Source organism: Micromonospora sp. PRAS1 (assembly GCF_059553435.1).
Genome location: NZ_JCANNB010000019.1, coordinates 41,325 through 54,437, shown reverse-complemented (window position 1 = coordinate 54,437; position 13,113 = coordinate 41,325). Strand labels below are relative to the sequence as shown.

Below are 13,113 nucleotides of genomic sequence, written 5' to 3'. Positions count from 1 at the left end.
GCGGTAGGGTGGCCCGCGTGACGACGCGTGTGGCCGCCATCGACTGCGGCACCAACTCGATCCGGCTGCTGATCGCCGATCTGCCCGACCCGTCGGCCGGGCTGTCCGCGCCCCTGGTCGACGTGCGCCGGCGGATGGAGATCGTCCGGTTGGGGCAGGGGGTGGACCAGACTGGGCGGCTGGCCCCGGAGGCCATCGAGCGGACCCGGGTGGCGCTTGCCGACTTCGCCGTCGACATCGAGAAGTCGGGTGCCGAGCGGGTGCGGATGTGCGCCACCTCGGCCAGCCGCGACGCCGAGAACGCGGCCGACTTCCGGGCCATGGTGGAGCGGACCCTGGGCGTGGCGCCGGAGGTGGTCAGCGGCGACGAGGAGGCCCGCCTCTCCTTCGTCGGCGCGGTGCGGGGGTTGCCCGCCGACGCGGAGTCGCCCTATCTGGTGCTCGACATCGGTGGCGGCTCGACCGAGTTCGTGGTCGGCGACCGCGAGCGTGGTGTGGACGCGGCGATCTCGATGGACATCGGCTGTGTCCGGATGACCGAACGGCACCTGCACGGTGACCCGCCCGGCCTGGACGAGATCGCCGCCGCGCGGGCCGACATCACGGTGGCGGTGGACCGGGCGCTGGAGGTCGTACCGGGCCGCGAGGCGGCCACCCTGATCGGGCTCGCCGGGTCGGTCACCACCGTGGTCGCGATCGCCGCCGGGCTCACCGGGTACGACCGGGCCCGTATCCACCACACCCGGGTGTCGTACCACCGGGTGGCGGAGGTGACCGCGGAGCTGTTGGCGATGAGCCGCGCGCAGCGCCTGGCGCTGCCGGTGATGCACCCCGGCCGGGCCGACGTGATCGGTGCCGGGGCGCTCGTGCTCCAGGTGAGCATGGAGCGGGCGGGCGCGGACACGGTGGTCGCCTCGGAGCACGACATTCTCGACGGCATCGCCTGGAGCCTCGCGCCGGGAGCCTGACCCTCCGGGGGAGCTGCGGGCTGGGCGACGCTGCGCAAGCCAGCCTGGGAAATGGCTGAACGGATGAGGTCGGCGGGACAGCGGGTGCCGTCGATGATCGCTACGGTGTCGTCTGCTCATTCATCCCTCGGAAGGAAAACCCGTGTCAGAGCAGGCAGCCCCGCCGTCCACTTCGGACGCCCAGCAGACCCCGCCGGGCGCGCCGGCACCGCCCGCGGCGGGCGTGCAGCCACCCGCACCGGACGCGCAGCCATCCGCACCGGACGAGCCGGAGCAGCGCTCCGGCGGTGGCAAGAAGAAGCTGCTCGGCATCGTCGGGGCGGTCGTCGCCTTCGCGGTCGTCGCGGGGCTGAAGTTCGGCCTGGGCGGCCTGCTCAACCGCGACGAGGCGGCCGAGGCGAAGGTCGGCGACTGCATCGCCGAACTCTCCGCGAGCAACGTCGGTGAGCAGGAGACCGAGGTCGACGGGGCGAAGGTGGTCGACTGCACCGACGGCAAGGCGGCCTACAACGTCGTCGGCCGGGTCGACGGGCAGACCGAGGCACAGGCCAGCTCCGGCGAGGCGTGCAATCAGTACTTCACCGAGACCGACGACGGCTACGTCTTCTACTCCATCAAGCCGGGCAGCACCGGCTACCTGCTCTGCCTGACCAAGCGGGCCTGAGCGGACCTCAGCAGCATCCCCACCACGGTCGACGGCGGCGCGGCGGACCCCGCGCCGCCGTCGGCGTCTGCGGGCCACCGGGACGCGAACGGGAGGTGAATGCCACTCTCCCACCGTCTTCCCGGGGCGGTCACGGCGTGGCAGGCTACCCGCACGTATCACCACTGGGCGACCAGCCAACGATGACTGACCGCTAGGAGGACGGGCCGATGGGTGAAATGGTTACCTACCGTGTCAACGGAGGGAACGGGGCGGGGTACCTCGCGATACCCTCGACCGGTGCGGCCAGCCCTGCGGTCATCGTCATCCAGGACTGGTGGGGCCTGGCGCCCCACGTGCGGGCCGTGGTGGACCGCTTCGCCGAGGCGGGCTTCGTCGCCCTGGCGCCCGACTTCCGGCACGGCGGCCCGGCGAGCAAGCCGAGCGAGCCTCGGCTGATGTTGAACAGCACGCAGATGGACGAGGCCGCCGCCGACATCGCCGCCGCCGCCGACTACCTCGCCGGCCGTGGTGAGGTCACCGGAAAGGCCGGCTGCGCCGGTTTCTGCGCGGGCGCCAGCCTGGCGCTCTGGGCGGCGAGTCACACCGAGCGGATCGTCGCGACCGCCGCGTTCTACCCCCGGCTGCCGTGGGAGGGCATGCGCAGCGAGTGGCCGGACTACGCGGGCAAGGCGGCGCTCATCCACTGCTCCGAGGCCGACGGCACGTCCAGCGAGCCGGGCGTGCAGGCCGTACGCCGGGCCATCGAGAACGCGGGCGGCAGCTGCCAGCTGCACGACTACCCGGGCACCGAGCACGCCTTCTTCAACGAGGACCGGCCGGAGAAATTCGACCAGCGCGCCGCCAGCAGCGCCTGGGCCCGTACCCTCGAACTCTTCCGGGCCAAGCTTGGCTGAACCGCGTAACCCCGCCGAGGTGGTCGTCCGCGCGACGCGGGCGACCGATCTGGCCGACCTTGACGCGGCGGTCAGCGACTGCTTCGCCTGTCCACGGCTGGTGGACTGGCGGGAGGAGGTGGCCCGCACCCGCCGCGCCGCCTTCCGCGACCAGGAGTACTGGGGACGGCCGGTGCCCGGCTTCGGTGATCCGGCCGCCCGGATCGCCATCCTCGGCCTGGCCCCTGCCGCGCACGGCGGCAACCGCACCGGTCGGATCTTCACCGGTGACCGCTCGGGCGACGTGCTCTTCGCCGCGCTGCACCGCGCCGGGCTGGCCAACCAGTCGACAAGTGTCGCCGCCGACGACGGACTGGCCCTGCGGGAGACGCGGATCTTCGCCGCGGTGCGCTGCGCACCGCCGGACAACAAGCCCACGCCGGCTGAGCGGGACACCTGCGCGCCCTGGCTGCACCGGGAGGTCGCGCTGGTACGGCCGACCCTACGGGTGGTGGTCGCGCTGGGGGCCTTCGCCTGGGCTGCCTGGTGGCCGGCGTTGCGTCAGGTTTACGGCTTCCGTCCGCCCAGCCCGCGACCGTCGTTTGGCCATGGGGCACACTGGTCCGGCACGGCCGTACCGGAACTGCTCGGTTGTTATCACGTCAGCCAGCAGAACACTTTCACCGGACGGTTGACACCAGGGATGCTGGACGACGTGTTCGCCCGGGCGAAACGATTGGCCGGAGTGGACTGAGGCTGCGGGGCGGTGGCAATGGCGATGACGGACAGTGAGCGCGGTGCTCGACCGTACGCCTCGGTGGCCCGGAGGTAGCCGGATGGAGGTCCTGCGCCGGTGGTGGCCGCTCGCGATGGTGGTCGGCCTGCTCGCGGCAGTCACCCTGGCGGCCGCGAACTCGTCGATCGGCGCGAGCCGGGTCCCGCCCGTAGCCAGGGATGCCCCGTTCGTCCTGGAGTACCCGTCGGAGGATCCCCGCCCGTCGATCCCGGTCGAGCCGCGGGAAGCCGCCGAGCAGACCCGTACCGAGATCCCGTCCTGGCTCGGCACGGCCGCGTTGGCGGTGCTCGGTGCGGCGCTGCTCGCCGCCTTCGGTTACCTGCTCTGGACGCTGGCGCGTACGGCGGCTCGCCGGGTCACCCGACGGCTGCCCGCGCGCCCGGCCCGGCGCAGCGCCGAGGGCACGGCGCTTGAGGTGGTCGCCGCCGTCGACGCCGGCCTGGTCGACCTGGACGACCGGTCCACCGACCCACGGACCGCGGTGATCGCCTGCTGGGTCCGGCTCGAAGAGGCCGCCTCGGCTGCCGGCGTGCCCCGGCTCACCGGCGACACCCCCACCGACCTGGTCACCCGCCTGCTGCGCGGCGACCCGTCCGCCGGGGTGCCGGCGATCGTCAGCGCCGACGTGCTGGCCGAGTTCGCGCACGTCTACCGCGAGGCCCGGTACGCCACCCGGCCGGTCGACGAACGGACCCGGGACCAGGCACGCGCGGCGCTGCGCCGGTTGCGCGGCGAACTCACCGCCACGGTCGAGCAGGTGACGACGTGAGCGTGCGGAGGCGAGCGCACCGGCGGCCCGGCGCGCCGGCCGGTGCCGAGGTGACGTCGTGAGCCGGGCCAGCATCGACGACCTGCTCAGATTCGAGGAGGAGCGGCCGGTCCGGACCGAACGGCGCGAGGGCGGGCGGCTGCGGGCCGTGGCCGGGGTCCTCGGCGTCACTGCGGCCGTGACCGTCGTGCTCGTCGCCGGGCTGCGGGTCGTCGGGTTGCGGGTGTCACTGGTGGTGCTGGTCGCCGCGGTGCTCACGCTGCTGCTGGTACGCCGGATCGTGGCCGTGCTCGCGCCGCCGCCGAAGCCCCCCCGCCTCGCGGACGCGTCCCGGGGCGGCGAGGAGGACGGCATGTACAACTGGGCGTCCCAGGACGCGTTGCGCGCCGCGGTCAACGGTTGGGCGACCCCGTTGGAGTGGTCCAAGACCAAACCCGAACGCTTCACCGGGATGGTGCTGCCCCGCCTCGCCGAACTGGCCGACGAGCGGTTGCGCCTGAAACACGGCGTGACCCGTGAGTCGGATCCGGGCCGGGCCCGGGCTCTGCTGGGCGACCGGCTGTCGAAGTTCCTGGAGACACCGCCCCGCCGCACCCCCTCGCCGCGCGACCTCGCGGCGATCGTCGCCGAACTGGAGAAGATCTGATGAACGACGTCGGCCGGACCATGCCCCCCACCGAGGTCGGCCACCTCGCCCGGTCGGTACTGGACGCGGTGGGCCAGGTCGTGGTCGGCAAGCGGGACGCCCTGGAGTTGGTCCTGGCCGGCATCCTGGCCGGCGGGCACGTGCTGCTGGAGGATCTGCCCGGCCTGGGCAAGACGCTTACCGCCCGGTCCTTCGCCCAGGCCCTCGGGCTGGACTTCCGTCGTCTCCAGTTCACGCCGGACCTGTTGCCCGCCGATGTCACCGGTTCGTTCCTCTACGACCAGCGCAGCGGCGATTTCGCGTTCCGGGCCGGTCCGGTCTTCACCAACCTGCTGCTCGCCGACGAGATCAACCGGACTCCGCCGAAGACCCAGTCGGCCCTGCTGGAGGCGATGCAGGAGAAGCAGGTCTCGGTGGAGGGCGTGACGTACCGGCTGGACGAGCCGTTCCACGTCCTCGCCACCGCCAACCCCATCGAGTACGAGGGCACCTATCCGCTGCCGGAGGCGCAACTGGACCGGTTCCTGCTGCGGGTGTCGTTCGGCTACCCCGAGCAGGAGGAGGAGTGGGAGGTGCTGCGGCGGCGGATGGCCCGCCGCCGCGAGGAGGCCGAGATCAAGCCGGTCGTCGACGCCGCCACGCTGCGCGCCATGCAGGCGGCGCTGGAGGACGTCGTGGTGGAGGACTCGGTCGGCCGTTACATCGTGGCGCTTACCGCAGCCACCCGGGAACACCCGTCGGTGCTGGTCGGCGCCTCGCCGCGGGGCTCGTTGGCGCTGTTGCTGCTGGCCCGGGTCCGGGCGGTGCTCAACGGCCGCGACTACGTGGTGCCGGAGGACGTGAAGGACGTCGCGACGCCGGCACTGGCGCACCGGATCACGCTGCGGCCGGAGATGTGGCTGCGCCGGGTCGACCCGTCGTTCGTGGTCGGCGAGGTCCTCGACGGGACACCGGCGCCGGCCAGCGGTGCGCTGCCCAGTTACGCCGGCGGGCACCAGGGGCACTGAACGCGTGGTGACCAGTCAGGACCGATCGGCACCGGCCAGCAGGGGACCCGGCCGGGTTCTGCTGCGCCCCGCCGCGCCGCCGGACGGCCGGGGCAGCCGACCCGGCGGGACCGAACAGGATCGATCGGCACCGGAACGCTGGACGCCCACCCCGGCGCTCGGCCGGGCGGTGCTGCTCACCGGCCTGCTCCTGGTCGCCGGGGTGCTGCTGGGTCGGGTGGACCTGGTCGTGCTGGCCGCCCCGTTCGCGCTGGGCACCGCGTACGCGTTGCACCGTCGCCCCGCCGAGCTGCCTGAGGTGCTGGTGAGCGACGACGACGGACACCTGGTGGAGGGTGGCGAGCTGGCCGGCACGATAAGCGTCGGCAACCCCGACGCGGTGTCGTACGACGTGGCGGTGCTGCGTACCCGGGTCTCGCCCTGGCTGCGGGTCGAACGGGCGACGCTTGCCGGTGGCACGGTCGCCGGGCGGAGCCGCGCCGGTGCCAGCACGACGGTCGCGGACCGCCCGTTCGTCACCTCGGTCGCCCCGCAGACCGCGGTCGACCTGGAGCTGAGCGGCACCGCGCTGCGGTGGGGCCGGCACCTGCTCGGCCCGGCCGGTGCCCGGGTGGCCGCGGCACAGGGGCTGTTGATCTCGCGGGCGGTGATTGCCGAGCCGGTCCGCTCGAAGGTGTACCCGAAGACCGAGCCCTTCGAGGCGGTGGAGGCGATGCCCCGGGCGGCCGGGCTGGTCGGCGCCCACCACTCGCGCCGTCCCGGCGAGGGCGGCGAGCTGGCCGGGGTCCGGGTCTTCGCGCCGGGTGACCGGCTGCGCCGGATCGACTGGCGGGTGTCGCTGCGGACCCGGCAGCTGCACGTGGCGGCCACCCTCTCCGACCGGGACGCCGAGGTGGTGGTGCTGCTCGACGTGCTCGCCGAGGCGGGCCGCTCCGGCGGCATCGCCGGCACGGCATCGGTGCTGGACACCACGGTCCGGGCCGCTGCCGCCATCGCCGAGCACTACCTGCACCGGGGCGATCGGGTGTCGCTGCTGGAGTACGGTCCGAGCGCCCGCCGGCTGCGGCCGGCCACCGGGCGGCGGCAGTATCTGACGGCCCTGGAGTGGCTCTTGGAGGTGAAGGCGCAACCTTCCCCGGAGGCGGTGGACGACCACGCCTTCGGCCCACAGTTGCTCTCCGCCGACGCGCTGGTGGTGGTGCTCACTCCGCTGTTGCAGGAGCGGTCGGCACAGATGCTGGCCCGGTTGGCCCGTTCGGGGAGGTTCGTGGTGGCCGTGGACACCCTGCCGGCCGACCTGCCGCCACCGAAGGGACAGGGATGGGCCGAGGCGGCGTACCGGCTGTGGCGGCTGGACCGGGACACAATGATCATGCAGCTGCGCGAGCACGGGGTGCCCGTGGTGCCGTGGGTCGGTGCGGGCAGCCTCGACCAGGTGTTGCGCGACGTGGCCCGGCTGGCCACCGCACCCCGGGTGGGCAACCGATGATTGCGCGTGACGTGGCGCGGCGGATCACCGTGCCGCGGGACGGAGGGCGAGCCCGATGATCGCCTCGTGGGCCGGCCGGGTCCGGACGCTGGGCACGGCGGCGAAACGGATCACCCTGATTCCGGTGCTGATCCGTTTCGGCATCTTCCTCAGCACGCTTGTCGGCCTGCTGCTGGCGTACCCCGCTGAGGTGATCGCGGAACAGGCACTCGGCGCGTTGGTCCTGGTCGCGGTGCTCCCCGCGGTGGTGCCGCACCGGTTCTGGCCGACCTTCGCGGCCCTGGTCACCGTCGCCGGCTGGCTGCTGGCCACCGACGGGTACGACCGGCCGATCGCGCTGTGGCGGCTGATGGCGGTGGCGGTCGCGCTCTACCTGACGCACACGCTCTGCGCGCTGGCCGCGCTGCTGCCGTACGACGCGGTCGTGGATCCGGACCTGACCGTGCGTTGGCTCACCCGGGCGGCGGGCGTGTTGCTCGCCACGTCGGTGCTCGGGGTGTTGCTGCTCGAACTGGCCCGTATGGGCGGGCGTGGGAACGGTTGGCAGGCCGTCACGATTGTCGGTCTGCTGATCGCGGTCGCGGTGACCGCCCTGCTCGCCTGGCTGCTGCGCCGACGCTGAAACCGCTGGTCCGGCCGCTGCGCCGGGGTGCGCGAAGGAGGCCACCGAGGCGGAAGTGAAGCCGGTTGCGCAGGTGGTCCTTGTGTCGCGAGCAGCCGGAGTTGTCCGGGTCACAGTGGGGTTGTGCTCGGTCACAGAAGGGGACCGGGATCGGGATTAGCGTCGCCGGTGGGGGAAAGATGGTAGACGTGAATCCGAAGCGGATCCTTGTGGTGGGCGCCGGGCACGTCGGTCTCTACGCGGCGCTGCGCCTGTCGAAGAAGCTCAGCTCCCGTGAGGCTGAGGTCATCGTCGTCGACCCCCAGCCGCACATGACGTACCAGCCGTTCCTGCCCGAGGCATCGGCGGGAAACATCTCCCCGCGGCACTCCGTGGTGCCGCTGCGTCGCGAGTTGCGCCGCTGCACGGTGGTGGCCGGCGCGGTGACCCGGGTCGAGCACGACCGCAAGACCGCCACCATCCAGCCGATCGTCGGCCCGACCCGGGAGATCAGGTACGACCACATCGTGGTCGCCCCGGGCTCGGTGTCCCGGACCCTGCCGATTCCGGGCCTGCACGAGCAGGGCATCGGGTTCAAGACCATTGGTGAGGCCATCTACCTGCGCAACCACGTGTTGGAGCAGCTGGACGTGGCCGCCGCGACGACCGACCCGGAGGTGCGCCGCCGGGCGCTGACCTTCGTCTTCGTCGGCGGCGGATACGCCGGCATCGAGGCACTTGCCGAGATGGAGGACATGGCCCGGGACGCGCTGCGGTACTACCCGGAGCTGAACACGTCGGACATGCGGTGGGTGCTGGTCGAGGCCACCCAGCGGGTGCTGCCCGAGGTCGACCGGGACATGGGCGCCTACACGGTGCAGCAGTTGCTGAAGCGGGACATGGACATCCGGCTGGACACCCGGCTGGAGTCCTGCGTCGACGGGGTGGTCAAGCTCTCGGACGGGGACAGCTTCACCGCGAACACGATCGTCTGGACCGCAGGTGTGAAGCCGTCGCCGATGCTGGACGCGACCGATTTCCCCCGCGACGACCGGCGTCGGGTCACCTGCCTGCCCACCCTCCAGGTGGTCGACGGTGACCGGGTGATCGAGGGTGCCTGGAGCGCCGGTGACTGCGCTGCCGTCCCGGACCTGACCAAGGCGCCGGGCAACTACTGCTCGCCGAGCGCGCAGCACGCGGTGCGCCAGGCCCAGCGGATGGCCGACAACATCGTCGCTGTGATCCGTGGACGGGAGCCGGTCGACTACAAGCACAAGCACGCCGGCAGCGTGGCCAGCCTCGGCCTGCACAAGGGCGTGGCCCAGGTCTACGGCATCAAGATGACCGGCTGGCCGGCGTGGTTCATGCACCGGACGTACCACATGAGCCGGATCCCCTCGTTCAACCGCAAGGTCCGGGTGGTGGTCGACTGGACGCTGGCGTTCGTCCTCAAGCGTGAGGTTGTCGCCCTCGGCCAACTGCACGACCCCCGCGAGGAGTTCGCCGAAGCCTCCCGCAAGTAGGTGCAAGGAAGGGCCCCTTCTTAACGCCTCAGGTAGAGGAGGGGCCCCTTATTAACAGATCCGAGGTTCAGGGGTAGCCGCGCGGGACGCCGCGCCGGCCGCGAAACCGCTACCGTGGCACTGCACCGCGCGTCTCGGCGCGTCGGATTCACCCGCCCGGGTGGTGGAACGGTAGACACGGCCGCCTTAAAAGCGGCTGCCGCAAGGCATGCGGGTTCGACCCCCGCCCCGGGCACCCAGGCCGGCCGCAGCGCCGCCCGCGAGTTCCACCAGGCCCGTCCTACCCCGTGTTGTCGAGCGTGCTGCGAGGATCGTCTCGATGCCGCGCTCGAACAGCTCGTCGTCACTGCACTCTTCGTCGCCGAGGTATCCGGACGCGACGAGGGTGGGATAGGCGGTGGCGTTCGCCACGATCTGTCGTCGGGCCGCTGCCCGCGCCTCGGGTACGGCGGTCTGCCGCCAGGTGGCTTCGGTGAGCGCGGCACCGATCACGTAGTTGGCGATCAGGCGGACGGTAACGGCCAGCCAGGAGCCGGTGAAACCACCACGGACCAGCGCCGATTGCAGGAACTCGGTTCGTGCCAGCACGTTGGGCCCGAGCATCGGCCGTCCGACGAGGCTGGGTGCCCATGGATGTCGAAGCATGACCGTACGCCACTGGCGCGTCAACGCCCGTACGTCGTCCCGCCAGTCTCCTCCGGCGCGCGAGGGCGGGAGCGGCTCCTCGGCGAAGATCTCGTCGACGGCCAGGTCCAGCACGTCGTCCTTTGTCGCGACGTGCCAGTAGAGCGCGGTCGGGGTGACCGCGAGGCGATCGGCCAGCCGCCGCATCGGCCGTACCCCCGCCGCCGAGCCCGTCTTCGTCGGCATCACCAATGGCGAGCCCGTCCGGCTCATCTACGACGTGGAGGTCTGCCTGGACATAGCCCGCTGAAGCCGGCCGCCCTCATCCGCAGCCTCGCCCTCCCGGCGCCTCGCCGCAGGGCGACCGGCCACCGCGAAGCGGGTCACCACACCGGCCGCACGTACGCAGTGCAGCGCCTCCTGCAAATGGAGACGCTGACTGCCGTTCGGGACGTTGCGGGCGCGACAGAGGTGTACGCCCGCCTCCAGCAGGGCACTCAACGCGTCACCCAGCTCGTCGGAGCGGACATCGACCCCGTTCATGATTTCGCTGGCCTGGGTGAGCAGGCGATGAACCTCTTCCCACGCCGCCTGCTGACGATCGGTGGCGGCGACGGTCAGGTCGGCACGCTGCTCATCGTCGCCGGCCCGAATCCCCGTCATTGCCGGGTCTGCACGCATGAGTCTCCCTCTGCCCTTCGCGTGATGAATCAATCCACGCTGTTCACCTGTTGAACGCGACCCGGTCGTGCCGACTCAGTCGGGCCTTCGCTCCCGGTCAGTTGCCTTGAGGGCCAACTCGCGAGGCAGGCGATGCCGCTTTCCGTTTCGACGCGCCTCGCGGATGACCTTCAGGTAGAAGCTGAGGTAGGTCTCCTCCACATGCCTCGCATGCCGTTTGGTCATCGAGTGACGTTCGGCCAGCCGGTTGATCGGAACGACCATGGCCGCGTGGTGCTCGACGTGGAAGTTGTTTCCGTTGGTGAACCACTGGCTGAGCCAGCTTCCGCTGATTGTCCTGGTGTTACGCATGACATCCGTGCTGTCGTTGTCACAGAGCACGTGCTCCGGCAGCTCCAGGAGGAAATGGATCGGGATGGAGATCAGGAGCGGCGCGACCCACAGCAGCAGGACGATGTGGCCGTAGCCGAGGACCGAGAGAGTCACCGCGGCCAGCACCCAGAGAGCGAAGATCCGGTACTCGGCGACAACGTGTTGCCTCGAACGGGCGCCGATCGTCCCCATGGTGTAGTTCCAGGTTCCTCGGACCGCCTTGATGATGTCCACGCTGACCTGGAGTAGTCGGGTGGGGAGGAACATTCCCCGCAACAGTGCCGACCAGGTGAGTGGGGCGCGGGTGTCGAACCCGAAGAACTCGGAGTCCTGAGGCGTGCCGAGGAACTTGTGGTGTTGCAGGTGCTGCACCCGGTAGTGGCTGTACGCCGAGAGTGATGGCAGGCCGAGTAGGAAACCGATGGGACGGTGTGCCCCACTACGACGGAACGCGGAATGGTGCAGGCACTGATGTTGCAGCTCCACCATGTGCGTGTACATCAGAGCGAGCAGGACGACACCCAGCGAGGTGCCGAGCCATCCCTGGGTCAGGGTGAGAACTCCGCCGAAAATGGTGAGAAGCAGGGCGACGGACAATTTGATGAGGAACACCGTCTCGTCCTGGCGGGAAACCCTGACCCGGCTGAAGATCGCCTCCACTGCGTCATTGCTGTCGTTCACGCTTCCCTCCGTGATTTCAGATCAGCGGCTACGGTCGGCGCCAAAACGCCCCAACCCGCGAGGTCATCGATGCCCGGAGCCGGCGGACTGATGTCGCTGCCCGGTGTCGGCTGCCGCTCGCTACTCCCAGGCCACCGTGGTGTCACCCGCGTCGACCCGGTACACCTCGCGGCCGGCTATCGAATTGATGATGCGGGCGCTGCGCCAAGCCGCCAGGCTCAGCAGGGTGTCACTGATGCCATGACTGCTCTCCGCGAATCCCTGCGCGAAAATGCGACCGTCGACGGTGGTGTCCAGCATCAGGGAATAATCGGATTCCAGCTGGAGTGAGTCGCCGTCGCTGAGCAGTCGATCCCGGACGGGCTTCAGGTACTCCGGAATGCAACTGCGATAACCCGTGCAGAAGATGACGAGATCCACGGCGATCCGGTCGACCGTACCCAGGTTCATGTCGTGCAGGTCGACCACGACGTCGGCACCGTTCTGGTTCATGTCGACCGCACGCCGGCACGGGAGCAGGCGGTGGCGCATGGCCGACCCCAGAACATGGTCCAGGTAGTAGAGCCGACGGTAGATTGCGCCGAGCAGGGCGTCCGTGATGCCGTCGCCACCGGCATTGCGTTGTTGTCGCAAGATATCCGTACGGCGGGCTGCTGGCAGGCGGTTGAAGTAGCTGACGAAATTCGCGGAGAACCACTCGTTGGTGAATGGTGAGTCGTCCAACGGTTGGAAGCCGATGCCGGTGGACGTCCAGGTCAGCGCCGCCGGAAGAGAGCCCGCGTCGCTAAGCAACTGGTTCACCACCTCGGCACCGCTCTGTCCCGCCCCGACGACCAGCACCCGGCGGCCCTTCCACTGTGGGCGGACCACCGTCATGTCGCTGGAATGCAGCACCCGGCCGGTCGGGAACGCCTTTGCGAAGGTGGGCAGGCGGGGCTCCGACCCCGACCCGAGGACCAGGTTCCGAGCGGTGACCGACTCGCCCTCGCCGTAGGTGACCCGGAAGCCGTCTTCGGTGAGGTTGACAGACTCGACTCGCTTACCCCATTGAATGGAAGGCAGTTGCCGCGCCGCCCACCGGTAGTACTGCTCGAATTCCAGCCGGGAGGGAACGAGACCGTTGGCCTCCAGGAACCGGAAAGCCCTACCCTCCTGAACGAGAAAGTTGATGAACGTGTACCTGCTCGTGGGGTCGACGAGCGTGACGAGATCTCGGAAGAAGGTCACCGTCAGCTGGGAGTCGGGAAGCATGAGGCCCGGATGCCAACGGAACTCCGACCGCGCGTCCAGGAATCGTGTCCGCATCTCGGCAAGAGGATCAGCCAATGCTGCCAGGCTCAGGTTCGCGGGTCCTACGCCGATCCCTAGCAGATCAAATTCGGGCATTACTATCTTCCCTCCGGGTATCCGAGCGCCA

Annotated in this window: 15 protein-coding genes and 1 tRNA gene; 13 read left to right on the top strand and 3 right to left on the bottom strand. The window is 70.5% G+C overall.

Annotated elements, in window-relative coordinates:
- The first annotated feature begins 29 nt into the window (after positions 1–29).
- The 11 genes from AC507J_RS19005 to AC507J_RS18955 all read left to right on the top strand — a co-directional run bounded on the left by AC507J_RS19005 (position 30) and on the right by AC507J_RS18955 (position 9,573).
- A complete protein-coding gene (locus AC507J_RS19005) occupies positions 30–968 on the top strand; it encodes a Ppx/GppA phosphatase family protein (protein WP_496290565.1) in 939 nt (312 codons plus the stop codon).
- Between the two features lie 142 nt (positions 969–1,110).
- Positions 1,111–1,632 (top strand): LppU/SCO3897 family protein, encoded by a 522-nt coding sequence (locus AC507J_RS19000; RefSeq protein ID WP_496290507.1) that lies wholly within the window; start codon positions 1,111–1,113, stop codon positions 1,630–1,632.
- 209 nt (positions 1,633–1,841) lie between these two features.
- Complete coding sequence (locus AC507J_RS18995) at positions 1,842–2,528, top strand: dienelactone hydrolase family protein (RefSeq protein ID WP_496290506.1); 687 nt, start codon at positions 1,842–1,844, stop codon at positions 2,526–2,528.
- 19 nt (positions 2,529–2,547) lie between these two features.
- Positions 2,548–3,261: a uracil-DNA glycosylase gene (locus AC507J_RS18990; protein WP_496290564.1), complete on the top strand. Its 714-nt coding sequence runs from the start codon at positions 2,548–2,550 to the stop codon at positions 3,259–3,261.
- Between the two features lie 82 nt (positions 3,262–3,343).
- Positions 3,344–4,072: a DUF4129 domain-containing protein gene (locus AC507J_RS18985; RefSeq protein ID WP_496290505.1), complete on the top strand. Its 729-nt coding sequence runs from the start codon at positions 3,344–3,346 to the stop codon at positions 4,070–4,072.
- A 58-nt stretch (positions 4,073–4,130) separates the two neighbouring features.
- Positions 4,131–4,718, top strand: coding sequence for a hypothetical protein (locus tag AC507J_RS18980; RefSeq protein ID WP_496290504.1), 588 nt, complete (start codon positions 4,131–4,133; stop codon positions 4,716–4,718).
- On the top strand, positions 4,718–5,725 hold the full coding sequence (locus AC507J_RS18975; RefSeq protein ID WP_496290503.1) for an AAA family ATPase: 1,008 nt from the start codon (positions 4,718–4,720) through the stop codon (positions 5,723–5,725). The genes AC507J_RS18980 and AC507J_RS18975 overlap by 1 nt, the downstream gene beginning before the upstream one ends.
- A gap of 169 nt (positions 5,726–5,894) precedes the next feature.
- Entirely contained in the window at positions 5,895–7,214 is a 1,320-nt protein-coding gene (locus AC507J_RS18970; RefSeq protein WP_496290563.1) for a DUF58 domain-containing protein, read from the top strand.
- Positions 7,215–7,272: 58 nt separating this feature from the next.
- On the top strand, positions 7,273–7,836 hold the full coding sequence (locus AC507J_RS18965) for a hypothetical protein (protein WP_496290562.1): 564 nt from the start codon (positions 7,273–7,275) through the stop codon (positions 7,834–7,836).
- A gap of 188 nt (positions 7,837–8,024) precedes the next feature.
- Positions 8,025–9,338, top strand: a complete 1,314-nt coding sequence (locus tag AC507J_RS18960) for an NAD(P)/FAD-dependent oxidoreductase (RefSeq protein ID WP_496290502.1) — start codon at positions 8,025–8,027, stop codon at positions 9,336–9,338.
- A gap of 154 nt (positions 9,339–9,492) precedes the next feature.
- Positions 9,493–9,573 (top strand) — tRNA-Leu (locus tag AC507J_RS18955).
- On the opposite strand, the gene AC507J_RS18950 is transcribed toward AC507J_RS18955, so the two are convergent.
- Positions 9,525–10,169, bottom strand: coding sequence for a TetR/AcrR family transcriptional regulator C-terminal domain-containing protein (locus AC507J_RS18950; RefSeq protein ID WP_496290561.1), 645 nt, complete (start codon positions 10,167–10,169; stop codon positions 9,525–9,527). The genes AC507J_RS18955 and AC507J_RS18950 overlap by 49 nt on opposite strands.
- Between AC507J_RS18950 and AC507J_RS18945 the strand changes: the two genes are divergently transcribed.
- Both AC507J_RS18945 and AC507J_RS18940 read left to right on the top strand, forming a co-directional pair.
- Positions 10,138–10,272, top strand: a complete 135-nt coding sequence (locus tag AC507J_RS18945) for a hypothetical protein (RefSeq protein ID WP_496290501.1) — start codon at positions 10,138–10,140, stop codon at positions 10,270–10,272. The genes AC507J_RS18950 and AC507J_RS18945 overlap by 32 nt on opposite strands.
- Before the next feature lie 116 nt (positions 10,273–10,388).
- Positions 10,389–10,697: a hypothetical protein gene (locus tag AC507J_RS18940; RefSeq protein ID WP_496290500.1), complete on the top strand. Its 309-nt coding sequence runs from the start codon at positions 10,389–10,391 to the stop codon at positions 10,695–10,697.
- Positions 10,698–10,718: 21 nt separating this feature from the next.
- Here the strand turns inward: AC507J_RS18940 and AC507J_RS18935 are convergent, their stop codons facing one another.
- Together AC507J_RS18935 and AC507J_RS18930 are read right to left on the bottom strand one after the other, a co-directional pair.
- Positions 10,719–11,696 (bottom strand): fatty acid desaturase family protein, encoded by a 978-nt coding sequence (locus AC507J_RS18935; protein WP_496290499.1) that lies wholly within the window; start codon positions 11,694–11,696, stop codon positions 10,719–10,721.
- Between the two features lie 120 nt (positions 11,697–11,816).
- A complete protein-coding gene (locus AC507J_RS18930) occupies positions 11,817–13,082 on the bottom strand; it encodes a lysine N(6)-hydroxylase/L-ornithine N(5)-oxygenase family protein (protein WP_496290498.1) in 1,266 nt (421 codons plus the stop codon).
- Positions 13,083–13,113 lie beyond the last annotated feature (31 nt).